The following is a 22,695-nucleotide window of genomic DNA, read 5'->3' as shown; positions in this document are numbered from 1 at the left end:
GAGACCGTCCCGCTCGTTTTCACCAACGGGCATCGCGGCTGGGATGATCCTCAGACCATGCCCCAGTCGTCCCGGCCCTCGCTGCCTCTCGTCATGGCCGAGCCACGAGGGCGCGCCAAGCCGCCTCGGCACCTCGCCGACCTCAGCCTCGACGAGCGCACGGCGTACGCCACCGAGCTGGGCCTGCCGGCCTACCGCGCGAAGCAGCTCTCGACCCACTACTTCGAGCGGCTGGTCGACGACCCGGACGAGATGACCGACCTGCCCGCCGCCGCTCGCGGCGAGCTGGTCGCGGCCTTCCTGCCTCGGCTGATGACCCCGCTGCGAACCCTCGAGGCCGACCGCGCGACGACGCGCAAGACCCTGTGGCGACTCTTCGACGGGGCGCTGGTCGAGTCGGTGCTGATGCGCTACCCCGACCGGGTCACGATGTGCGTCTCCTCGCAGGCGGGCTGCGGGATGGCGTGCCCGTTCTGCGCCACCGGCCAGGGCGGGCTCCAGCGCAACATGTCGACGGCCGAGATCGTCGAGCAGGTCGTGGCCGGGGCACGCTCGCTGGCCCGAGGAGAGGTGCCCGGCGGGCCGGCGCGCGTCTCGAACGTCGTCTTCATGGGCATGGGTGAGCCGCTGGCCAACTACCCCGCGGTCGTGGGCGCCCTACGTCGCCTCACCGAGGCCGCGCCGTCCGGGCTGGGAATGAGCGCTCGCGGTGTCACGGTCTCGACGGTGGGGCTGGTCCCGCGGATCAACCAGCTGGCCGAGCTCGGCCTGCCGGTCACGCTGGCACTGTCGCTGCACGCGCCGGACGACGAGCTGCGCAACGAGCTGGTGCCGATCAACACCAGGTTCAGCGTCGACCAGACCGTGGACGCCGCGTGGAACTACGCCCGGATCACCCGGCGGCGGGTCTCGATCGAGTACGCCATGATGCGCGGCATCAACGACCAGGCCTGGCGGGCCGATCTGCTCGCGGACGTGCTGCTCGCGCGCGGCGACTGGGGCTGGGTCCACGTCAACCTGATCCCGCTCAACCCCACGCCGGGCTCGAAGTGGACCGCCTCCGACCCCGCCGACGAACGCGAGTTCGTGCGCCGCCTCGAGGCCCGCGGGATCGCCGCGACGGTGCGCGACACCCGCGGCCGCGAGATCGACGGCGCCTGCGGCCAGCTCGCCGCGACGGCGGACGGCTCATCACGCTGAGCAGGTGAACCGGTGCTGGGCCCGCGGAGTTCGCCTGGTCCACTCCCGGCTCGGCTGCTCATCGTGACGAGCCGTCCATCCCGGTCCGACACCGAGGGTTCACGCCCGCGCCATGTCTTGCAGGGCGTGCGTTCGCCTGGCTCTCCTAGCGTGAGGGGCGCCAGGGAACCAGCCTGAGAGGACGCTGCGATGCGCCCGTCAGTCCCCACGATCCCGACACCTCCCGACGACCTGCGCAACCGCCCCGGTGCGGAGCCCTCGACCGGCCGCGAGCTTCGCGTGCTCGTCGTCGCCGAGTCGTTCCTCCCGCAGGTGAACGGCGTCACCAACTCCGTGGTCCGGGTCCTCGACCATCTGGCGACGACCGGCCACGCCGCGGCCGCAGTGGCCCCCACGGGCCCGGAGTCGTACGCCGGCTTCCCCGTCCTGCACACCCGCGGTGCGAACCTCCCGTTCTACCGCGACTTCCGGGTCGGGCTCCAGGCCCGCGGGAGGTTCCGCGAGATCATCGCGGCCTTCGAGCCCGACGTCCTGCACGTCGCCTCGCCCGCCGCGCTGGGATACCAGGCGGTCCGTGCCGCCGACGAGCTCGGGATCCCGACCGTGGCCATCTACCAGACGGACCTCGTCGGCTTCGCCCGGCAGTACGGCGTGCTGGGCGGCGAGTGGGCGATGGCCCGCCTCACGCGGGCGATCCACCGCCGGGTCGACCGTACGCTCGCGCCGTCCGCGGCGAGCCTCCGACAGCTGGAGGCACTCGGCGTACCCCGCCTGGCGCTGTGGCCGCGCGGCGTCGACACCACGCTGTTCCACCCGGCCCGGCGCACCCGGCCGGTCGCCGGTGACCAGCCGGTCCGGATCGGCTACGTCGGCCGGCTCGCTGCCGAGAAGGAGCTGCACCTGCTGCGCTCGGTGGCCGACCTCCCGGGCACCGAGCTGGTCCTGGTCGGTGCCGGGCCCGAGGAGGAGTGGCTCCGCTCGTTGCTGCCGAGCGCGCAGTTCCGTGGGCTCGTGCTCCAGGGCGAGCTGGCCCAGGAGTACGCCGACCTCGATGTGTTCGTGCACACCGGCCGGTACGAGACCTACTGCCAGAGCGCCCAGGAGGCGCTGGCGTCCGGTGTCCCCGTTGTCGCGCCGCGCGCAGGCGGTCCGGTCGACGTGGTGCCTCCCGACGCCGGTCGCCTCTACCAGCCGGGCGACGGTGCAGCACTCCGGGGCCACGTCGCCGCCCTGGTCGAGGACCCCGCGCTGCGTGCTCGGATGGGCGCGGCGGGGCGGCGCGCTGTCGAGGGCCGCACCTGGACCCGCGTCAACGACCTGCTCCTCGAGCACTACCGCGAGGTCATCGGGGCGAGGGAGAACCTCGGCGCCGCATGAGCTCGGCCGCGTCCTCGACGGTGGCGACGAGATGGATGTGGTCGGCCATCGGACGGCCCTTCGCCAGGGCCTGGAGCAGCGGCCAGGCCGGGAGGGTCTCGGACCAGTAGGTGCGTCCCACCAGCACCATCGGCGCGACGTTGCCCGGCGCGGCGTAGAAGTTCTCGCAGGCGTCCTGGAAGATCTCCTGGACCGTGCCGCCCAGGCCCGGCAGGAAGACGATGCCGGCGTCGCAGACCTGGAGCAGGATCGACTCGCGGATGGCGTTGCGGAAGTACTTCGCGATCGCGGACGCGAACAGGTTCGGAGGCTCCTCGCCGTAGAACCACGTGGGGATGCCGAGAGAGTCCTGCGGCTCGACGCCGTGGTCGGCCGCGCTCTGCGTGACCGCTCGCGCCTTGGCGGCCCACTGGTCGACCGACGGCCGGTACGACGGCACGCCGGCCAGCGACGCCACGGCCGAGGCGAGCTCGTCGCGCGAGCCGGCGGCCAGGAGCCCGCCGAGGTTGGCGGCCTCCATCGCGCCGGGTCCGCCGCCGGTGGTGACCACGGCGTGCTGCCCCAGCATCCAGCCCAGCCGGGCGGCGTCGGCGTACGACGCTGACGCGCGGTCGACGTCGTGCCCGCCCATCACCCCCACGAGGTGCCGGCCGGAGACCCAGCTCGCCAGCGCCTGGTCGATCGCGTGGTCGTGCAGCGCCTGGGCGAGGGTCGCGCGCGGCGTGCGCTGCTCGCGCGCCCACAGGAACGCGCGGGCGTCCAACGAGGCGGCGTACGGTTCGGCGTCGTAGAGGTCGCCCGGGGCGTACAACGAGTCGCGGTAGGCATCGACGGGCACGTCGTGGAGGTCCACCGCCGGCGCCTCGGCCACCGGACGGACCCGGATCGAGGGGCCTCGGACTCGACGCACGCCGTCACGATATTCGCTCGCGTGCAGCTGCTCCACGGCGGCTGTCTCAGAACGCGTGGGTCATCAGCTCGCCGAACAGCTCGTGCTCGTCCACGTCCAGGCCCCGAGCGCGGAACCAGCCGCAGATGTTGGTGCAGTCGCGCAGCAGGTAGTCCATCCCCGCGGCGTTCCCGACGAGGTCGACGACCTGGGGGAGGTCGATCACCACGAGCTGCGGCCCGGCGGCCAAGATGTTGTACGCCGAGAGGTCGCCGTGGACCAGACCGGCCTGCACCAGCGTCGCCAGCACCTCGCGGAGCTGGTCGAAGTACGACGCCAGCAGCCCACGCTCCGGCCGGGTCTGGGCCAGTCGCGGGGCCGTCTGCCCGTCGTAGGTGATCCATTCCATGAGGATCTCCGTGCCGTCGACCTGGACCGGGTACGGCACCGGCAGGCCGAGCTGCCACAGCCGGACCAGCGCGCCCCACTCCGAGACGGCCCACTCGCCGGCCGCGACCTCGCGTCCGAAGGTGGACTTGCGCTTGAGCGCCCGGTTGTCGCGCGAGCGCCGCATCGAGCGCCCCTCGGTGTAGGACGCGGAGCGATGGAAGCTGCGGTGGTCGGGCGCGCGGTAGCGCTTGGCCGCCATCACGACGGCCTTCTCGCGCTCGAGCGGGTCGGCGCGCTCGAGCAGGAAGACGTCGGCCTCCTTGCCGGTCTTGAGGATGCCCAGGTCGGTGTCGATCGCCCCTTGGGACGTCACGACCCAGTCGGGACGGGGCTCGGGTCCGCGTTGCAGGGGCTCGACGGAGCCCCAGGTGGACCAGCGCTGTCCGTCGTCGAGGTCGTCGTAGGTCTCGAAGTCGAAGACGAAACGGGAGTCGATCTCCTCGTCGTCGGACGCGGGATCGGGGGAGTCGCTGTCGGGATTGCGCTTGGCGAAGAACGAGTCGAACGCGTCAGCGCGCTCGGGATGCTCGGCGTACATCGGTGATGGTGCTCCAGTCATGAGAGTGAACGGCGGCGGCGGACATGCCGAAGACATCGGTCGTCATGACGCCTCCTCTCATCTGGGCTCTCATCCGGGCGCGCGGCGGACGCGGCGCTGCCGAAGAACTCCGGGGCGAGTTTCTCAGGCCGCGGCCGGCCCCGCAACGCAATTCGCGCGATCCTCCCGACCGCGCGGGAGGTGTCTCCCCATGCGGGGCGACGGACCCTAGTGGATGAAGGGCGAGACGACCCGGGCGATCCGGCTCTCGCGACCCGTCCGTGCCTCTTCGGCGTCGGCCCAGGTCATCGCGCGAAGCCCGGCGTTGATCCCGAGCCATCGCAGCGGCTCCGGCTCCCACGAGCGCGACCGATGGTCGACCCACGGCAGCCGGGTCAGCTCGGTGTCACGGCGCAGGACCAGGTCGGCCAGGGTGCGGCCGGCCAGGTTGGTGGTGCCGACACCGTCCCCCACGTAGCCCCCGGCCCAGCCGAGGCCCGTCGAGCGGTCGAGGCCGACCGAGGCGGTCCAGTCGCGGGCGATCCCCAGCGCGCCGCCCCACCGGTGGGTGACCTTGGCGTCCGACACGACCGGGAACAGGTCGACCAGAGTGGCCCACAGCCCCTCGAACACGCGGGGGACGAGGTCGTAGCCGGGCCGGAGGCGCGAGCCGAAGTGGTACGGCGCTCCACGACCGCCGAAGACGAGCCGGTCGTCGGCCGTGCGCTGGCCATAGATGATCAGGTGCCGGTGGTCGCTGAAGGTCTCGCGGCGGCGCAGCCCGATCTGCTCCCACACCTGCGGGGACAGGGGCTCGGTCGCAACGATCAGGGAGTAGACGGGGACGATCGCCCGACGCTGGCCGGCCAGCGTGCGCGTGTAGCCCTCGGTCGCGCGGATCACGTGCTCGGCGCGCACGATCCCGTGGCGCGTCGCGACGGATCCGGGCGCGATCGCCGTGGCCGGGGTCTGCTCGTAGATCGTGACGCCGCGGCGCGCGACGGCCTCGGCGAGGCCGCGCACCAGCCGGGAGGGATGGATCGCCGCACAGTGCGGTGTGTACGTCGCGCCGCGGACCCGGGTCCCGGCCAGGACCTCCGTGGCCTCGGCGGCGTCCAGCAGCCGGACGTCGTCCTCGCCCAGGCCCCACGAACGGGCGTCGTCGACGTGGCCGCGCGCGCGAGCCCACTGGGGTGCCGACCTGGCCAGCGAGATCGTGCCGCCCTTCTGCGCCTGGGCGTCGATCCCCTCCAGCTCGGCCGCGGCGAGCACCTCGTCGACAGAGCCCCGCATGGCCGCGTGGAGGGCCAGGGCTCCCTCGCGGGTCGACCGCTTGGCGATCGAGTCCAAGGAGGAGGGGAACAGGGCCGAGCACCATCCGCCGTTGCGGCCGCTGGCGCCGAAGCCGGCCGTCTCGGCCTCGACGACGGCGATCCGCAGCGACGGCTCGGCGCGGGCGAGGTAGAGGGCGGTCCACAGCCCGGTGAAGCCCGCGCCGACGATCGCCACGTCGACGTCGCGGTCACCGGGGAGGGCAGGACGCGGTGACCAGTCGTCTGGGACGGACTCGTGCCACAGACTCAGGGAGCGGTAGCTCAGCGGACACCCCACGAGTAGGTCTGCTTGCGCAGCTTGAGGTACATGAACGTCTCGGTGCCGACAACACCGGAGATCCGGCGGATCTTGCCGGAGATCACCTCGAGCAGGTGCTCGTCGCTCTCGCACACGACCTCGACCAGCAGGTCGTAGACACCGGCGGTGATGACGACGTAGTCGACCTCCTCGAGGTCCGCCAACGCGTCGGCCACGGGCTCCATCGGCCCGTTGACCCGGACGCCGACCATGGCCTGGCGGGCGAACCCGAGCTCGAGCGGGTCGGTGACGGCGACGACCTGCATGATGCCGGAGTCGATGAGCCGCTGGACGCGTTGCCTGACGGCAGCCTCGGAGAGCCCGACGACCTTGCCGATGGCGGCGTAGGACCGCCTGCCATCGGCCTGGAGCTGTTCGATGATGGCCTTGGAGACCTCGTCCAGCGTCGCTCGCGGCTGCTTCTTCGTCACGGTCCCTATGCTGACACCCCTGGCACCACCGGTCCAGCGTAGGTAGACGGCGGATTCCGTCGCTGAGCGGCAATTGATGCACGGAATCCCTTGTCGGGCCACCGGGTACATGACACGATCCGAACCTGCCGACCCAGGGGAGGAGCCAGATGACGTCAGGTCGCACGCTCTCAGGAATCTCGCGCCGTGGCTTGCTCAAGGGTGGCGGGGGCGCGGTCTTCGCGGCGGGGAGCCTGGCCTCCTTGAAGCTGTTCAACGTGCCGGACGCCAAGCAGAACCCGATGGACTGCATGGCCACGGACCTCTCAAACTCGCAGAAGAAGCTGGTCGTCTCGAACTGGCCCGCCTACATCGACCCCATCAAGAAGTCGACGTCCACACTCCAGGTCTTCGAGCAGCAGACCGGCATCTCGGTCTCCTACACCGACGACATCAGCGACAACTCCGAGTTCTTCGCCAAGGTGCGCAACCAGCTCGGGGCCTGCCAGCCCATCGGTCGAGACATCATGATCCTGACCGACTGGATGGCCGGCCGTGTCATCAACCTCGGGTGGATCCAGCCTCTGGACCCGAAGCAGATCCCGAACGTCCGCGAGAACCTCATCCCCGCGCTCCAGAACCGCGCCTGGGACCCGACCCTGAAGTACCACGCGCCCTGGCAGAGCGGCTTGACCGGCATCGCCTACAACGCCAAGGAGACCGGCAAGGTCTCCTCGATGGAGGAGCTGCTGACCCGCTCCGACCTCAAGGGCCGGATCACGCTGCTCAGCGAGATGCGCGACACGATGGGCTTCATGCTCAAGGTGGTCGGCGCGAAACCGGAGAAGTTCACCAAGGACGAGTGGACCAAGGCCATCGCCCGGCTCCAGGAGGCCGTCTCGGCCGGCCAGGTCCGCGCCTTCACGGGCAACGAGTACATCCAGGACCTCACCGCGGGCAACATCGTGGCCTGCGAGGCCTGGTCGGGTGACGTGATCCAGGCGCGGTACGACAACCCCAACATCAAGTTCGTCTACCCGACCGAGGGTCTCTCGCTGTGGGCCGACAACATGCTGGTGCCCAACCAGGCGAGCCACACGCTCAACGCCGAGAAGTGGATGAACTACTACTACGAGCCCGAGGTCGCGGCGAAGCTCGCCGCATGGGTGAACTACATCTGTCCCGTCCAGGGCGCACAGAAGGAGATGGAGAAGATCGACAAGTCGCTGGTCGACAACCCGTTGATCTTCCCCACCGAGGACGACCTCAAGGACGCCTTCTCCTTCATGGCCCTCGACGAGGAGCAGAACACCGAGTACGAAAGGGACTGGTCCAATGTCATCGGTGGTTGAGGAGTCCGCGCTCGCCTCGACGGGCGGCAGCGCCGCCGGCCTGGAGATCCGGCAGCTGACCAAGGAGTTCGCCAACTTCACGGCCGTCAAGTCGCTCGACCTCGACGTGCCCACGGGGTCGTTCTTCGCCCTGCTCGGGCCCTCCGGGTGCGGCAAGACCACGACGCTGCGCATGGTCGCGGGCCTGGAGACGCCCACGTCAGGGACGATCCGCCTGGCAGGGCAGGACATCACCTACGACAAGCCGTACCGCCGGCCGGTCAACACGGTCTTCCAGAGCTACGCGCTGTTCCCGCACCTCGACATCTTCGAGAACGTCGCCTTCGGCCTGCGGAGGCGCAAGCGGTCCGAGGTCGAGCGCCACGTCAACGAGATGCTGGAGCTGGTCGAGCTGACCACGCAGGCCCGCAAGAAGCCGGCCCAGCTCTCCGGCGGCCAGCAGCAGCGCGTCGCCCTGGCGAGGGCCCTGATCAACCAGCCGGAGGTTCTGCTCCTCGACGAGCCGCTCGGTGCGCTGGACCTCAAGCTGCGGCGTTCGATGCAGATCGAGATCAAGCGCATCCAGACCGAGGTCGGGCTGACCTTCATCCACGTCACCCACGACCAGGAGGAGGCCATGACGATGGCCGACACCATCGCGGTGATGAACGCCGGTGGCATCGAGCAGATGGGCTCGCCCGACGAGCTCTACGAGAACCCCCGCACGACGTTCGTGGCCAACTTCCTGGGTCAGTCCAACCTGATCGACAGCACCATCAAGTCGCGCGACGCCGACCTGGTGACCCTCGACATGCACGGCATCCAGGTGTCGGTCCCCACCGCGCGCTCGCACGCCGACGGCGACCGGGGCTGGCTCGGCATCAGGCCCGAGAAGGTCCTGATCGGCGAGGTGGGCGAGGCGCTCGACGCCCCCGGCAACACCATCCCCGGCGGGGTGGTCACCGACGTCAGCTTCGTGGGCGTCAGCACGCAGTACCTCGTCCGGATGCCCTGGGGCCAGGAGCTCCAGATCTTCGAGCAGAACACCGGTCGCCGCCGCCTGTTCCGCTCCGGGGACAACGTCGAGCTGTCCTGGCGTCCTGAGTACGCCTTCCTGCTCGACGCCCAGCAGGATGCCAACGCGGGTGCGGAGGAGGACGCGTGACCGTCCGCCGTCGCGGCCGGACCGGGTACTTCCTGCTCCTGCCGGGCGTCGTCTGGCTCGCGTTGTTCTTCGTCATCCCGTTCTACTCGCTGGTCGCGACGGCGCTGTACGACCCCAACGGGTCGGTCGTCGGCGGCTACAAGATGACCTGGCACTGGGCCAACTACTGGAACGCGCTCAAGCAGTACGGCAAGCCGGACAGCTGGAGTGACTGGGGTCCGCTGCTGCGCTCGATCGAGTACGGCGCGATCGCGACCATCTTGTGCCTGGTCCTCGGCTATGTGCTGGCCTACGCCATCGCCTTCAAGGCCGGCGCCTGGAAGAACCTCATGCTGGTCCTGGTGATCGCGCCGTTCTTCACCAGCTTCCTGGTCCGCACGCTGTCCTGGAAGCTGATCCTGGCCGACACCGGCCCCGTCGTCGGCGTCCTGCGCGACATCCACGTCCTCGGCCCCGACGGGAGGCTGCTGGCGACGCCGATCGCGGTCATCGCCGGCCTGACCTACAACTTCCTGCCGTTCATGGTGCTTCCGCTGTTCGCCAGCATCGACAAGATCGACCAACGTCTGATCGAGGCGTCCTCCGACCTGTACGCCAACCCGTTCGTGGGGTTCTTCAAGGTCACCTGGCCGTTGTCGCTGCCCGGGGTCGTGTCGGGGACCCTGCTGACGTTCATCCCGGCGACCGGTGACTACATCAACGCTCAGCTGCTGGGCAGTCCCAAGCAACGCATGATCGGCAACGTCATCCAAGACCTGTTCACCAACGCCAACGACTATCCGGCGGCCGGTGCGCTCTCGATGATCCTGATGCTGATCATCGTGGTGATGGTGTTGTTCTACGTCCGCCGCGCAGGGACCGAGGAGCTGCTATGAGGTGGTTCCGCGAGCGCATCGTGCTGTTCCTCGGGATCCTGGTACTGGTCTACACGTTCGTGCCGATCGCGGTCGTCGTGCTGATGAGCTTCAACCAGCCCAAGAGCCGGCTGGTCTACCGGTTCGACAAGTTCACGCTGGCCAACTGGCTGCACCCGTGCGCCGACCCGTCGATGTGCCAGGCCGTGGGCAAGAGCATCACCATCGGCCTCTCGGCGACGGTGGTGGCGACCATCCTCGGGTCGATGATGGCCTTCGCCCTGGTCCGGCACGAGTTCGCCGGCCGCTCGACGATGAACCTCATCATCTTCCTGCCGATGGCCTCGCCGGAGATCGTGATGGGCTCGTCGCTGTTGGCGTTGTTCGTGGCCGCGGGCTTCGGCGGCCAGCTCGGGTTCTGGACGATCCTGATCGCCCACATCATGTTCTGCATCTCGTTCGTGGTGGTCACCGTGAGAGCCCGGCTCGCCGGGCTCGACGACACCCTCGAACAGGCGGCGATGGATCTCTACGCCAATCCCCGGCAGACCTTCTGGCGGGTGACGTTCCCGCTCGCGTTCCCCGGCATCTTGGGGGCGGCGCTGCTGAGCTTCTCGCTGTCCTTCGACGACTTCATCATCACCAACCTGAACGCCGGCACGACCGTGACCTTCCCGATGTACGTCTGGGGCGTGGCCCAGCGCGGCGTCCCGATGCAGGTCAACGTCGTCGGCACGATGATGTTCTTGATCTCGGTGCTGATCGTGGTCGGCGGCGAGGTCAACAACCGCCGCCGCCGCCGGGCCCTCGCCCTGTAGTTGAGCCAACTCAACGTCAGAGGAGAGTGCCGGCCTCGGTGAGGACGGCGCGCAGGATCTGCTCGATCTCGTCGAAGTGCTCCTGGTCGCAGATCAGCGGAGGCGCGAGCTGGACGACGGGGTCGCCGCGGTCGTCGGCGCGGCAGTAGAGGCCCGCGTCGTAGAGGGCCTTGGAGAGGAAGCCACGCAGGAGCTTCTCGGACTCCTCGTCGCTGAAGGTCTCCTTGGTGTTCTTGTCCTTGACCAGCTCGATGCCGAAGAAGTAGCCGTCACCGCGGACGTCGCCGACGATGGGGAGGTCCTTCAGCTTCTCGAGCGTCTCGCGGAAGGCGCCCTCGTTGTCGCGGACGTGCTCGTTGATCCGCTCCTTCTCGAAGATGTCGAGGTTGGCCATCGCGACCGCGGTCGAGACCGGGTGTCCGCCGAAGGTGTAGCCGTGCAGGAAGGTCTCGGTGCCGTGCCGGAACGGCTCCATCAGCCGGTCGCTGGCGATCATCGCGCCGAGCGGGGCGTAGCCCGACGTGATGCCCTTGGCGCAGGTGATCATGTCGGGCTGGTAGCCGTAGCGCTCTGCCCCGAACATGTGCCCGAGGCGCCCGAACGCGCAGATCACCTCGTCGGAGACCAGCAGCACGTCGTACTCGTCGCAGATCTCACGAACCCGGTCGAAGTATCCCGGGGGCGGCGGGAAGCAGCCGCCGGAGTTCTGGACCGGCTCCAAGAAGACCGCGGCCACGGTCTCCGGGCCCTCGTTCTCGATCGCGACGGCGATCTCGTTGGCGGCCCACAGCCCGAACTTCTTCTCGTCGTCCTCGAAGTACGGCGCGCGGTAGTAGTTGGTGTTCGGCACGCGGAACGTCGAGGGCACCAGCGGCTCGAACGGGGCCTTCATTCCGGGTAGGCCCGTGATCGACAGGGCGCCCTGAGGGGTGCCGTGGTAGGCGATCGCGCGGCTGATCACCTTGTGCTTGTAGGGTTTGCCGGTGACCTTGAAGTAGTTCTTGGCCAGCTTCCAGGCGGTCTCGACCGCCTCGCCGCCGCCGGTGGTGAAGAAGACGCGGTTGAGGTCGCCCGGGGCGTAGCCCGCGACCCGCTCCGCCAGCTCGATCGCGTTGGGGTGGGCGTAGGACCACAGCGGCATGAATGCCAGCTGCTCGGTCTGCTTGGCCGCCGCCTCGGCGAGCTCGCGCCGTCCGTGCCCGAGCTGACTGACGAACAGGCCCGCGAGGGCGTCGAGGTACCTCTTGCCGTGGACGTCGTAGATGTAGGCACCCTCGCCACGGACGATGATCGGGACCTCGGCCGAGTCGTAGGAGGAGTGCCGGGTGAAGTGCATCCACAGGTGGTCGCGGGCGGCCTGCTGGAGACGTGCGTTGTCGTAGACGATCTCGCCGGGCATGGATATCGGTCCTCGCGTCTGGGCTTGGGTGGCACCATCATGATGCGCCGAACAACCCCTCGCAAGCGAATCCGAAGGTCCCAACGGCGATTCGTCACTAAATCCGTAGGTAGGCGCGAGGGATACCGGCCTGGTAGGAAGGCCTCATGACGAGGTACGGCGCCCAGTTCGGACCTGACATCACCTTCCTCGGCGTCCCGGCGGTCGATGTCGACGACGCGGCCGCGCTGGCCGCGGCGGACGTCGTGGTCGTCGGCGCGCCGTTCGACGGGGGCACCTCCCATCGCCCCGGCACGCGGTTCGGACCGATGGCCATCCGGCAGACCGACTACCTGCCGCAGGACGGTTCGCGACCTCATCTGGCACTGCGGGTCGACGCCCTCCAAGACGTCACGGTCGTGGACATGGGAGACGTCGAGATGCCGCCCGGCGAGATCGAGCGCGCGCTGCACGCGCTGGAGGACGCGGTGTACGCGATCGCCGCCGCCGGGTCGGTCCCGCTCGTCCTCGGTGGCGACCACTCCATCGCGCTGCCCGATGCCACCGGCGTGGCCCGGCACCTGGGCATGGGCAAGGTGTCGATGATCCACTTCGACGCCCACGCCGACACCGGCGACATCGAGTTCGGCTCGCTCTACGGCCACGGCCAGCCCATGCGCCGCCTCATCGAGTCGGGTGCGGTGCGCGGTGACCGGTTCCTCCAGATCGGGCTGCGCGGCTACTGGCCCGGACCGGAGACCATGGCGTGGATGGCCGAGCAGGACATGCGGTCCTATGAGATGACCGAGATCGGCAAGCGCGGGCTCGACGTCTGCCTCGACGAGGCGTTCGAGATCGCCATGGACGACTGCGACGCGGTCTTCCTGTCGGTCGACATCGACGTCTGCGACCCGGGCCACGCGCCCGGGACGGGCACCCCGGAGCCCGGTGGCCTGTCGTCGCGAGAGCTGCTCGACGCCGTCCGCCGGATCTGCCGGGAGCTGCCGGTGGCGGGTATCGACGTGGTCGAGGTCTCGCCGCCCTACGACCACGCCGAGATCACGGCGTACCTCGCCAACCGGGTGTGCCTGGAGGCGCTCTCCGGTCTGGCGGCGCGCAAGGTGGGGATCACCCACGACCCCGCCGGCCCTCTGCTGGAAGGGCGTTGACCATGTCGACCCTGTTCACCGGCGGCTCCGTCTTCGACGGCCACCGCCACCGTGCCGGCTACTCCCTGCTCGTCGAGGACGGCAAGGTCGTGGCCGTGCTCTCGCCCCCCAGCCTGGAGCGGCTCGACCGCGCCGGCCACGACGTGGTCGACCTCGCCGGCGGCCTGGTCTCACCCGGCTTCAGCGACGCCCACTGCCACCCGATCCAAGGTGGCCTGGAGCGGATGCAGTGCGACCTGACCGACGGCAGCACCCGCGAGGAGTATGTCGCGATGGTCCGCGACTACGCCGAGGGCTACGACGGGCCCTGGGTCACCGGCGGCGGCTGGGCGATGGCCGCCTTCCCCGGAGGCAACCCGTCGGCCGCGGACCTCGACGTGGTGGTCGCCGACCGCCCGGTCCTGCTGCACAACCGCGACCACCACGGCGCCTGGGCGAACTCGCGCGCCCTCGAGCTGGCGGGCCTCACCGCCACCACCCCCGACCCTGCTGACGGCCGGATCGAGCGGCTTCCCGACGGCAGGCCGCAGGGTTCGCTGCACGAGGGAGCGGTCGACATCGTCGCCGCGCTGCTGCCGGAGCTGACCGCCGACGAGTACGCCGCTGGGCTCGTCGAGGGCCAGCGGTACCTGTTCTCCCTGGGCGTGACGGCCTGGCAGGACGCGATCGTCGGCGCCTACGCCGGGATGGCCGACACCGGCTCGACGTACCTGGACGCGATCACCAGCGGTGACCTGGTCGCCGACGTGGTCGGCGCGCTGTGGTGGGACCGCGAGCTGGGGCTGGAGCAGGTCGCCGGCCTGGTCGAGCGACGGCGGACCCAGTCCGGAGGGCGATACCGCGCCACGAGCGTCAAGATCATGCAGGACGGCGTCTGCGAGAACTTCACCGCGGCGATGCTCACGCCGTACCTCGACCCGCACGGGCAGACGACGGACAACGCCGGGCACTCCTTCGTCGACGCCGAGGAGCTGAAGCGGGCTGTCGTCGCGCTGTCGGCCGAGGGCTTCCAGGTGCACGTGCACGCGATCGGCGACCGGGGCACGCGGGAGGCGCTCGACGCCTTCGCGGCCGCGAGGGATGCCGGCCACGACGCCGACCTCCGCCACCACATCGCGCACATCCAGGTGATCCATCCCGACGACGTCGCCCGCTTCGCCGAGCTCGGGGTCTCGGCGAACGCGCAAGCCCTGTGGGCCTGCCACGAGGCGCAGATGGACGAGCTGACGATCCCGTTCCTGGGCGAGGAGCGGTCGACCTGGCAGTACCCGTTCGGCGGCCTGCACCGCGCCGGCGCCCGCCTCGTCATGGGCAGCGACTGGCCGGTCAGCTCGCCGGACCCGGTCGCGGCGATCCACACGGCCGTGAACCGCGCGACGTACGACGACCCGCGCGAGGCCTTCCTGCCGGAGCAGGCGATCGACCTGACGACGGCGTTCGCGGCGTACACCGCCGGGTCGGCGTGGATCAACGGGCGCGACCGGATCGACGGTGCCGGCGTGCTCGCCCCCGGGAACACCGCGGATCTCGCCGTGCTCGACCGCGACCCGTTCGCCGGGGCAGCCGAGGAGATCGGTGCCGCGCGGGTCGTGTCGACGTGGGTGTCGGGCGAGCGGGTCCACCAGAGCCCCTGACGGACGCGCCCTGGCCGGCTCGGGTCCTCGGTCGAGAACGTCGAGCTCGGCGGGCTCCCAGTCCACCTCTCCGCCTCGAACGGCACCGGGTCAGGGGCGAAGCTCGCGGTCCGGACCGCTCCGGTGAGGCACGAGACGTCCGAGCCCGACGTGTCCCGGCACGACCATGCGCCAGCCACGCTGTCGCCGTCCGTGTCCTAGACGACGTTCGAGCTCGAGATGCCGTGCACCGGCTCGCTGAGGCGGACGTGGAGCTCGTCCCCGACCGGCGCGACGAGGCGCGCGCCGAAGCTCTGGCGGTCGTGCGCCCGGATGCGGATGCGGCCCAGCTTCGCGCAGACGTAGTGCCGGCCGCGTCGCCGAGGGTCAGGCCGAGATGTCCGACCCCGTGGACGCGGCCACAACGGCTGATCGGAAGGGCGATCCGCCACACGCCTCGGCGCGCGGACCCGGACACCCGATGCAGGCGCATGGCCAGGGTCAGCCCGGTCGCGCAGGCGTGCCGCACCGCGTGGTCGTCGGCGAGGCGGACCCGCACCAGTGCCTTGGCCGCGTGTCGGCGGACGCCGACGTGCCGGGGTCACGTGGAGGCGTGGAGGAGTCGCGGCGGACGCCGGTCGGGACGCCCGGAGGTGACCCGGAGGCGGGCGTCGAACGCCGCCTCCCGGACGTCGTGCGCCGTCGACACCCGCTCGCGCCCGAGAGCGTCGACCGCGCGGAGCGCGACCTACCCCGAGTGGTCGCCGACGTTCTTGGGGATGGTGACCCACCCGCGGTAGCGACTGGAGCCCGGGTCACGCGTCAGGTGGCCGCTGCGTGCGTGCGGGAACGTGGGCGAGGCGACCACCCTGACCACCCTGGCCACCTGGCCGCCGCGCTCGTGGAGCACGGCGATCACCCGGATCCTGGCCGACCGCTTGGTGGTGTCGACGTGGTGGGGCGAGCCCCGCAGCGGGCACGACGAGGGTGGCTCCCGTGAGGAGCGCCACGGTGAGCAGGGCTGTCCGAGTGCGCATGAGTCGAGCCTCTCGTCGCGCAGGCGACGACGCTCGAGCCACCGCGTTGGTGCGCTGCGGGCGGCTCAGGCCGGCGGCAGGACGATCGTCCAGGCGATCGCCTTGGCGGAGGAGGCGGCAGCCGTCGCGGTCGCGCCGGGCCAGGTCCCGGCCGACTGCGCTCCGGTGTCACCGGTGGTCGACGTGATCATCGCGCTGCCGGTGCCCGCCGTCGCCGACCGCTGGGTGAAGCCGGCGGGGACGGACCAGCCGTGCGCGGTCGGCACCTTGTCCGCCCAGTAGCAGACCACGATCGACCCGGCGACCGAGACCGCTGCCGCGGGTGCCTTGTGCATCGTGCTGGTGCCGGTCTCGGCCGCGCCCTGGACGACGCTGGGTGCCGCGGCCCCGGAGTAGGCCAGCACGGTGGCGTTCGTCTTGGAGGCGGCATCGAGGCTCAGCGTCACGGTCGACCCGGGCAGGCCGGTGGCCGCCGACCGGGTGAGGATCCACGACCGCACCTCCGTCCCGTCACTAACGGTGCCGAGCAGCGTCCAGCCCGATGGCGTGGCGAGGGTCGCGGCCCGGTTGGTGGTCACGACGAGCACCAGCCGGTCGCCGACCTTGGCCTGGGTCGGGACCCGGATCGTGGAGCTGGTGAAGGAGTTGGTCAGCGTGCTGACGGCGTCGAAGGCGGCCGGTGGCGACGAGCCGTCGGAGACGGTCACGCCCTGGGTCGAGGTTCCGGTGGCCTGGTCGTCGTCGGTGACGGTGAGGGTGACCTGGAAGGTGCCCGGCTGGGCGAAGGTGTGGTCGACCACCGAGCCGGAGCCGGTGCTCTGGTCGCCGAAGTCCCACGACCACGACTGGACGGTCCCGTCCGGGTCGGTGGACGCCGTGCCGTCGAGGTGGCAGGTCAGCAGCTGACAGCTGACGCTGAAGCCGGCCTGAGGAGGCTGGTCGACCGGCGCTCCCGAGACCAGGACGACGGTGTACTCCGCGCCACCGCCGCCGGCGTAGGTCGCCCCCGAGACTCCGGGGACGACGATGGCGGTCCTGCGGTTCGTGGTGGTGCCGTCGCCGAGCTGGCCGTTGACGTTGTCGCCCCACGCCATCACGGTGCCGTTGGCGAGGACGGCGTCACCGTGGTCGCGCCCGGAGCCGATCGAGACGGCGTTCGCGACACCCAGCACCGATACCGGGCGCGTGCGCATCGTGGAGGTGCCGTCGCCCAGCTCGGCCACGTAGTTGCGCCCCCACGACAGGACGCGCCCGTCCGTGGTCAGCGCGTAGGAGTGGTTGGCCCCGGCCGCGAGCTGCGAGACCCCGGTGGTGATCTGGATCTGGACCGGGAGCGAGCGGTTGACGGTGGTGCCGTCGCCCACCTGGCCGTACTGGTTCCAGCCCCAGCCCCAGACCGACCCGTCCTGGCGGAGCACCAGGACGTGGTCGCGGCCGGGTGCGATGCTGGACACGCCGGTCAGCCCGCTGACCGGGACCGGAGTGAGGCGCGCGGTGGTGGTGCCGTCGCCGATCTCTCCGTAGGTGTTGTCACCCCAGGCCAGCATCGTGCCGTCGGCCCGGAGCGCGTAGGTCATGTCGCGGCCGGCGTCGATGCTCACCGCGTCGGTGATGCCCGAGACTTGGACGGGGGAGCGTCGGGTGGTGCGGGTCCCGTCGCCGATCTGGCCGTCGGCGTTCCAGCCCCAGCCCCACACGGTGCCGTTGTTGCACAGGGCGAACGTCGTGTAGTGGCCGGCGTCGACCGCCTTCACGCCTCCGGCGCAGGGCACGGTCACCTGCGTCGGCACGCTGCGGTTGGCGGTGTCGCCCAGACCGAGCTGCCCGTACTCGTTGCTGCCCCACGTCAGGACCGCGCCCGAGGTGGTCAGCGCCACGAGATGCTCCCGGCCGCCCTCCACGTCAGCGACGTCGGAGAGTCCGGGGACCATGGCGGCGCCCGACGGCGATGCCGACGTGGTGCCGTTGCCCAGCTGGCCGAAGCCGTTGGACCCCCACTCCCACACGGTGCCGGGAGCCACGGCCCCGTCGGCCGGTGCGGGCAGCTGGGCGGCCAGCGGCAGCGCGAGCACCCAGGCCACCGCGGTGGCGACTCGTCGTCCGGTGTGCGGTCTGGGACTCGTCATCATGGTTCCCCCTGCCGAGACCGTAGCGAGGTCCGCGGGCGCCGCGACACCCTCGGTGCGGGTCATTTCCGCCTGGGGCATGAGCAGCCCACGAGCGCCCCGTCTGCGGATCGGTGGGTTCCAGGCCATCCCAATGACGGATTCCGTTGTTTCCGCGGACCGCCACTGTCGGTTCCGCAGCGGGTCAGGCTACGCTCCCGCCATGGCCGACCAGACGTTCCGCAACGTGATCAACGGCGAGCTCGTCGACAGCGCCTCGGGCGAGACCTACGGCATCGTCGACCCCACCACCGGCGAGGTCTACGCGCAGGCGCCGCTCTCGAGCGCCGAGGACGTCGACCGCGCGTACGCCGCGGCAGCAGCGGCGTTCGAAGGCTGGGGCGACCTCACGCCCAAGGACCGCGGCAACGCCCTGCTCGGCATCGCGGGGGCCATCGAGGAGCGGATCGAGGAGATCAACGCCGTCGAGTGCAAGGACACCGGCAAGCCGCTCGGGCTGACGATGTCGGAGGAGATGCCCTACGCCTCCGACCACTTCAAGTTCTTCGCCGGCGCCGCCCGGCTGCTGGAGGGCCGCTCCGCCGGGGAGTACCTGGCCGACCACACGTCGTGGGTCCGGCGCGAGCCGATCGGCGTCGTCGGCCAGGTCACGCCCTGGAACTACCCCTTGATGATGATGATCTGGAAGATCGCCCCGGCACTGGCCGGCGGCAACACCATCGTCCTCAAGCCCAGCGACACCACCCCGGCGAGCTCGACGCTCCTGGCCGAGATCTGTCAGGAGTTCCTGCCTCCCGGTGTCCTCAACGTCGTGTGCGGCGACCGCGACACCGGGCGCCAGCTGGTCGCTCACAAGACGCCGCAGATGGTGGCCATCACCGGGTCGGTGCGTGCCGGCATGGAGGTCGCCGCCTCGGCTTCCACCGACCTCAAGCGGGTGCACCTCGAGCTCGGGGGCAAGGCACCGGTGATCGTCTTCGACGACGCGGACGTCGAGAGGGCCGCGGAGGGCATCGCGATGGCGGGCTACTTCAACGCCGGGCAGGACTGCACCGCGGCAACCCGGGTCCTGGCCGGACCCGGGGTCCACGACGACTTCGTCGCCGCCATCACCGAGCAGGCGAAGAACACCAGGACCGGGCTGCCCGACGACGAGGACGTGCTCTACGGCGCCCTGAACAACGAGAGCCAGCTGACGCGCGTCGCCGGCATGGTCGACCGCCTGCCCGGCCACGCCACCCTCGCCGCCGGGGGACGCCGGCAGGGCAGCGTCGGGTACTTCTACGAGCCGACGGTCCTGGCCGGGCTCGAGCAGGACGACGAGCAGATCCAGACCGAGATCTTCGGCCCGGTGATCACCGTGCAGCGCTTCTCCGACGAGGCCGAGGCGCTGCGCTGGGCCAACGGCGTCGAGTACGGCCTGGCCTCCAGCGTCTGGACCAGGGACCACGCGCGGGCGATGCGGATGTCGAAGCAGCTCGACTTCGGCGTGGTCTGGATCAACACCCACATCCCGTTCGTCTCCGAGATGCCGCACGGCGGGTTCAAGCACTCCGGATACGGCAAGGACCTGTCGATGTACGGCCTGGAGGACTACACCCGCATCAAGCACGTCATGAGCTACCTCGGCGAGTAGCCCGGCCCACGTCGTACCCCTGCACCGGTCGGCGGGGTCACTCCCCGGGCTCGGTGGCGACCGGGACGGCGACCGGGGCGGCGATCAGGACCGGGCCGGCGACCCGCTCGGCACCACCCCCCCTCGAAGCGACACCCACCCCCACCCACCACCAAGCCACAGAGAGGCTTTCCTGATGAGGATCCTGCTGGTCGGAGCCGGAGGCGTCGGCGGAGCATTCACCGCGATCGCGGCCCGCCGCGACTTCTTCGAGACCATCGTGGTCGCCGACTACGACGTGGCCCGTGCCGAGAAGGCGGCTGCGACCGACGCCCGCTTCGTCGCCGGCCAGGTCGACGCGTCGGACCCCGGGTCCGTGGCGGCGCTGTGTCGCGAGCACGCGATCACCCACGTCATGAACGCCGTCGACCCGGTCTTCAACATGGGGGTCTTCGACGGTGCGTTCGCGGCGGGCGCCGACTACCTCGACATGGCGATGTCACTGTCGAAGCCGCACCCCGACGCGCCGTACGAGAGGACCGGCGTCAAGCTGGGCGACGAGCAGTTCGCGGTGGCCGGTGAGTGGGAGGGCGCCGGCCGTCTGGCGCTGGTGGGGATCGGGGTGGAGCCGGGACTCTCCGACGTCTTCGCCCGCTACGCCGCCGACCACGACTTCTCCGACATCGACGAGCTCGGCACCCGCGACGGTGCCAACCTCGTGGTCACCGACGATGACGGCAACGAGACCTTCGCGCCGTCGTTCTCGATGTGGACCACGATCGAGGAGTGCCTGAACCCGCCCGTGATCTGGGCGGTCGACGAGTCGGGCAACGGCGACTGGCACACCACGGCGCCGTTCAGCGAGCCCGAGGTCTTCGACTTCCCCGAGGGGATCGGCCCCGTCGAGTGCGTGAACGTCGAGCACGAGGAGGTGCTCCTCATGCCGCGCTGGGTCGACTGCAAGCGGGCGACCTTCAAGTACGGTCTCGGCGACGAGTTCATCACCATCTTGAAGGTGCTGCACACGCTCGGGCTGGACCGCACCGAGAAGATCAAGGTCAAGGGGGTCGAGGTCAGCCCACGCGACGTGGTCGCCGCCGTCCTCCCCGACCCGGCGACCGTCGGGCCCCGGATGCGCGGCAAGACCTGCGCCGGGCTCTGGGTCACCGGGACCGGCAAGGACGGTCGGCCCCGCTCGACGTACTACTACCACGTGATCGACAACGAGTGGTCGATGCGCGAGTACGGCCACCAGTGCGTCGTCTGGCAGACCGCCGTCAACCCCGTCGTCGCGCTCGAGCTCCTGGCCCGGGGCACCTGGTCGGGCGCCGGCGTGCTCGGCCCGGAGGCCTTCGACAGCGTGCCCTTCCTGGACCTGCTCACCGAGTACGGCGCACCGTGGGGCCGCAAGGAGCTCAGCGCCTGACCCGTCCTCAGACCGGCCGGACGGACAGGGCGTCGGCCAGCAGCCGCAAGGTCTCCTCGCGATGGGGTGAACGGTCGGCGGGGGCGTCAGCGTATGCGCCGGCGACGGGGTGGATCATCACCTCGTCGACGGCGAACGTCGTGGCCAGCTCGGTCAGCTGCTCGGCGGCGGCCTGCGCGGTACCCACCACCCAGCGCGCCGACATCTGGTCGGCCAGGACGCGATGCTCGTCGGGCAGGCCTTGGGCGACGGCGTCCTCGATGGTCGGCTGCGGGCCCAGCGGCGCACCCGTGCGCAGGGCGACCATCGTGAGCAGGTTGGGCAGCGCGCGGCGGTCGGCCTCCTCCGGGGTCTCGGCGACGACCGCGTTCACCGTCAGGAACGTCCGGGGCTCCGGCCACCGCTCCGAGGGCTGGTAGCCGTCACGGTAGAGCGCGAGCGCCTCCGCGGTGCCACGCCCGGCGAAGTGGTGGGCGAAGACGTAGGGCAGGCCGCGGGCCGCCGCCAGCTGGGCGGAGAAGTCGGAGGAGCCCAGAAGCCAGAGGTCGGGCGCGGACTGGGCGTTGGGAGTGGCGCGGAGCGCCTGGAGCCGGCCGGCCACCTGCATCGAGACGCCGTTGGGCGACATCATCGCCGCGACGTCGTCGACGTACTGCGGGAAGCGGTTCACGGCGTCGTCGCTCACGCCACCCGCGCCGTGCCGCAGCGCGACGCTGGTCAGCGGGTCGGTGCCCGGCGCGCGGCCGATGCCGAGGTCGATCCGACCCGGATGCGCCGCCTCCAGCAGGGCGAACTGCTCGGCCACCACCAGCGGCGCGTGGTTGGGCAGCATCACCCCGCCCGAGCCGACCCGGATCCGCTCGGTCGCCGCCGCGACCATCGCGACGAGCACGGGAGGGTTGGTCGCGGCCACGGCCGGCATGTTGTGGTGCTCGGCCAGCCAGTAGCGGCGGTAACCCAGCCGGTCGGCCTCACGGGCCAGCGACCGCGTCGCCGCCAGGGCCTCTCCCGTCGTCTGTCCCCGTCGGACGGGCACGAGGTCGAGGACAGAGAGCGCAGGAGAGGTCACCTGGGGCGAACGCGTGGCCGGGCGCACCCATTCCGGGGGAGCCGCGGTGGGCCCGGCTCAGGCAGCCGGGCCCCTCGTGCGTACGTCGGCCACCTGGCTCATCGCCGCACGGAGCTCGGCCAGCCAGTCGTCCTCGTGCTGCGCGACCAGCCGGACGCACCAGGCCAGGGCCTCGGAGCGCGACCGGGCGACCCCGGCGTCCACGAGGGTGTCGAGGACCTGCCGCTGGGGCTGGCGCAGGCGGGTCATCGTCGGGGTGGCCAGGTGGGTGAAGAGCTGCTCGTGCTCGCCGACGCGCACGCCCCAGCTCACCGCGCGCTCGTAGCGGTGCTGAGCCTCTCTGGCGATGGCCATCCGCTGCTCGCGGGTGTCCTCACGAAAGGCGCTGGCGCGTCCGGCGCGGGCCTCCGCGGTCTCGGCCTCACCGGCACCCTCGGAGGCGGCGGTGTCCGGCAGGTTGAGGGTCACCACGATCTCGTCGCGGTCGACGCTGATGTCGGCGGGAGAGGCCTGCCAGTCCTCCGGGAGGCGGCCCGAGAACCAACCGCGCACCCGCTCCACTGCTTCGTTCGTAATCATGATTACATCATTACACGAG

The 22,695-nt window shown here is 70.7% G+C and carries 19 protein-coding genes; 10 read left to right on the top strand and 9 right to left on the bottom strand.

Going from position 1 to position 22,695, the window contains the following annotated elements; translation table 11 throughout:
* The first annotated feature begins 57 nt into the window (after positions 1-57).
* A complete protein-coding gene (gene rlmN / locus VHW64_RS09925) occupies positions 58-1,200 on the top strand; it encodes a 23S rRNA (adenine(2503)-C(2))-methyltransferase RlmN (RefSeq protein WP_329650380.1) in 1,143 nt (380 codons plus the stop codon).
* A 189-nt stretch (positions 1,201-1,389) separates the two neighbouring features.
* A complete protein-coding gene (locus tag VHW64_RS09920; protein WP_329650379.1) occupies positions 1,390-2,577 on the top strand; it encodes a glycosyltransferase family 1 protein in 1,188 nt (395 codons plus the stop codon).
* Here the strand turns inward: VHW64_RS09920 and VHW64_RS09915 are convergent.
* From VHW64_RS09915 to VHW64_RS09900, 4 genes are all read right to left on the bottom strand, one after another.
* On the bottom strand, positions 2,543-3,487 hold the full coding sequence (locus VHW64_RS09915) for a Rossmann fold nucleotide-binding protein (protein WP_329650378.1): 945 nt from the start codon (positions 3,485-3,487) through the stop codon (positions 2,543-2,545). The two genes, VHW64_RS09920 and VHW64_RS09915, sit on opposite strands and share 35 nt — an antisense overlap.
* Before the next feature lie 46 nt (positions 3,488-3,533).
* On the bottom strand, positions 3,534-4,475 hold the full coding sequence (locus tag VHW64_RS09910) for a serine protein kinase RIO (protein WP_329650377.1): 942 nt from the start codon (positions 4,473-4,475) through the stop codon (positions 3,534-3,536).
* A 207-nt stretch (positions 4,476-4,682) separates the two neighbouring features.
* Positions 4,683-6,065: an FAD-binding oxidoreductase gene (locus VHW64_RS09905; RefSeq protein WP_329650376.1), complete on the bottom strand. Its 1,383-nt coding sequence runs from the start codon at positions 6,063-6,065 to the stop codon at positions 4,683-4,685.
* Entirely contained in the window at positions 6,050-6,490 is a 441-nt protein-coding gene (locus tag VHW64_RS09900; RefSeq protein ID WP_414690475.1) for an Lrp/AsnC family transcriptional regulator, read from the bottom strand. The genes VHW64_RS09905 and VHW64_RS09900 overlap by 16 nt, the downstream gene beginning before the upstream one ends.
* Positions 6,491-6,666: 176 nt before the next feature.
* On the opposite strand from VHW64_RS09900, the gene VHW64_RS09895 reads away from it, so the two are divergent.
* Genes VHW64_RS09895 through VHW64_RS09880 form a run of 4 tightly spaced genes read left to right on the top strand, consistent with a single transcriptional unit; the run spans position 6,667 to position 10,664 of the window.
* Positions 6,667-7,848, top strand: coding sequence for a spermidine/putrescine ABC transporter substrate-binding protein (locus VHW64_RS09895; RefSeq protein ID WP_329650374.1), 1,182 nt, complete (start codon positions 6,667-6,669; stop codon positions 7,846-7,848).
* On the top strand, positions 7,841-8,992 hold the full coding sequence (locus VHW64_RS09890) for an ABC transporter ATP-binding protein (RefSeq protein ID WP_329650373.1): 1,152 nt from the start codon (positions 7,841-7,843) through the stop codon (positions 8,990-8,992). Before VHW64_RS09895 ends, VHW64_RS09890 begins: the two co-directional genes overlap by 8 nt.
* A complete protein-coding gene (locus VHW64_RS09885) occupies positions 8,989-9,867 on the top strand; it encodes an ABC transporter permease (RefSeq protein WP_329650372.1) in 879 nt (292 codons plus the stop codon). The genes VHW64_RS09890 and VHW64_RS09885 overlap by 4 nt, the downstream gene beginning before the upstream one ends.
* Positions 9,864-10,664, top strand: coding sequence for an ABC transporter permease (locus tag VHW64_RS09880; RefSeq protein WP_329650371.1), 801 nt, complete (start codon positions 9,864-9,866; stop codon positions 10,662-10,664). The genes VHW64_RS09885 and VHW64_RS09880 overlap by 4 nt, the downstream gene beginning before the upstream one ends.
* Before the next feature lie 16 nt (positions 10,665-10,680).
* On the opposite strand, the gene VHW64_RS09875 is transcribed toward VHW64_RS09880, so the two are convergent.
* Positions 10,681-12,063, bottom strand: coding sequence for an aspartate aminotransferase family protein (locus VHW64_RS09875; RefSeq protein ID WP_329650370.1), 1,383 nt, complete (start codon positions 12,061-12,063; stop codon positions 10,681-10,683).
* A gap of 146 nt (positions 12,064-12,209) precedes the next feature.
* Between VHW64_RS09875 and speB the strand changes: the two genes are divergently transcribed.
* On the top strand, positions 12,210-13,211 hold the full coding sequence (speB, locus tag VHW64_RS09870) for an agmatinase (RefSeq protein ID WP_329650369.1): 1,002 nt from the start codon (positions 12,210-12,212) through the stop codon (positions 13,209-13,211).
* A gap of 2 nt (positions 13,212-13,213) precedes the next feature.
* Positions 13,214-14,845: an amidohydrolase gene (locus VHW64_RS09865; protein WP_329650368.1), complete on the top strand. Its 1,632-nt coding sequence runs from the start codon at positions 13,214-13,216 to the stop codon at positions 14,843-14,845.
* A 727-nt stretch (positions 14,846-15,572) separates the two neighbouring features.
* Here VHW64_RS09865 and VHW64_RS09860 read toward each other — a convergent pair.
* Together VHW64_RS09860 and VHW64_RS09855 are read right to left on the bottom strand one after the other, a co-directional pair.
* The gene (locus tag VHW64_RS09860) at positions 15,573-15,743 is read right to left on the bottom strand and encodes a hypothetical protein (RefSeq protein WP_329650367.1); all 171 of its coding nucleotides are present in this window, start codon (positions 15,741-15,743) and stop codon (positions 15,573-15,575) included.
* 183 nt (positions 15,744-15,926) lie between these two features.
* A complete protein-coding gene (locus VHW64_RS09855; RefSeq protein WP_329650366.1) occupies positions 15,927-17,987 on the bottom strand; it encodes a PKD domain-containing protein in 2,061 nt (686 codons plus the stop codon).
* A gap of 202 nt (positions 17,988-18,189) precedes the next feature.
* Between VHW64_RS09855 and VHW64_RS09850 the strand changes: the two genes are divergently transcribed.
* Both VHW64_RS09850 and VHW64_RS09845 read left to right on the top strand, forming a co-directional pair.
* Complete coding sequence (locus VHW64_RS09850; RefSeq protein WP_329650365.1) at positions 18,190-19,623, top strand: gamma-aminobutyraldehyde dehydrogenase; 1,434 nt, start codon at positions 18,190-18,192, stop codon at positions 19,621-19,623.
* Positions 19,624-19,798: 175 nt separating this feature from the next.
* On the top strand, positions 19,799-21,028 hold the full coding sequence (locus VHW64_RS09845; protein WP_329650364.1) for a saccharopine dehydrogenase family protein: 1,230 nt from the start codon (positions 19,799-19,801) through the stop codon (positions 21,026-21,028).
* Between the two features lie 7 nt (positions 21,029-21,035).
* Here the strand turns inward: VHW64_RS09845 and VHW64_RS09840 are convergent, their stop codons facing one another.
* Both VHW64_RS09840 and VHW64_RS09835 read right to left on the bottom strand, forming a co-directional pair.
* Complete coding sequence (locus VHW64_RS09840) at positions 21,036-22,097, bottom strand: LLM class flavin-dependent oxidoreductase (protein ID WP_329650363.1); 1,062 nt, start codon at positions 22,095-22,097, stop codon at positions 21,036-21,038.
* A gap of 57 nt (positions 22,098-22,154) precedes the next feature.
* The gene (locus tag VHW64_RS09835) at positions 22,155-22,676 is read right to left on the bottom strand and encodes a hypothetical protein (protein ID WP_329650362.1); all 522 of its coding nucleotides are present in this window, start codon (positions 22,674-22,676) and stop codon (positions 22,155-22,157) included.
* Between the last annotated feature and the right edge of the window lie 19 nt (positions 22,677-22,695).

This window comes from Nocardioides sp. (assembly GCF_036267815.1).
Classification (GTDB): Bacteria; Actinomycetota; Actinomycetes; order Propionibacteriales; family Nocardioidaceae; genus Nocardioides.
This window is presented reverse-complemented; position numbering and strand designations above follow the sequence as displayed.

Bases quoted from the DNA above. Each gene is read 5' to 3' on its own strand.
- VHW64_RS09845 (WP_329650364.1), top strand. From the start codon at position 19,799: ATGAGGATCCTGCTGGTCGGAGCCGGAGGCGTCGGCGGAGCATTCACC.
- VHW64_RS09910 (WP_329650377.1), bottom strand. From the start codon at position 4,475: ATGACTGGAGCACCATCACCGATGTACGCCGAGCATCCCGAGCGCGCT.
- VHW64_RS09835 (WP_329650362.1), bottom strand. From the start codon at position 22,676: ATGATTACGAACGAAGCAGTGGAGCGGGTGCGCGGTTGGTTCTCGGGC.
- VHW64_RS09895 (WP_329650374.1), top strand. From the start codon at position 6,667: ATGACGTCAGGTCGCACGCTCTCAGGAATCTCGCGCCGTGGCTTGCTC.
- VHW64_RS09865 (WP_329650368.1), top strand. From the start codon at position 13,214: ATGTCGACCCTGTTCACCGGCGGCTCCGTCTTCGACGGCCACCGCCAC.
- VHW64_RS09920 (WP_329650379.1), top strand. From the start codon at position 1,390: ATGCGCCCGTCAGTCCCCACGATCCCGACACCTCCCGACGACCTGCGC.
- speB (WP_329650369.1), top strand. From the start codon at position 12,210: ATGACGAGGTACGGCGCCCAGTTCGGACCTGACATCACCTTCCTCGGC.
- rlmN (WP_329650380.1), top strand. From the start codon at position 58: ATGCCCCAGTCGTCCCGGCCCTCGCTGCCTCTCGTCATGGCCGAGCCA.
- VHW64_RS09880 (WP_329650371.1), top strand. From the start codon at position 9,864: ATGAGGTGGTTCCGCGAGCGCATCGTGCTGTTCCTCGGGATCCTGGTA.
- VHW64_RS09850 (WP_329650365.1), top strand. From the start codon at position 18,190: ATGGCCGACCAGACGTTCCGCAACGTGATCAACGGCGAGCTCGTCGAC.
- VHW64_RS09855 (WP_329650366.1), bottom strand. From the start codon at position 17,987: ATGACGAGTCCCAGACCGCACACCGGACGACGAGTCGCCACCGCGGTG.
- VHW64_RS09875 (WP_329650370.1), bottom strand. From the start codon at position 12,063: ATGCCCGGCGAGATCGTCTACGACAACGCACGTCTCCAGCAGGCCGCC.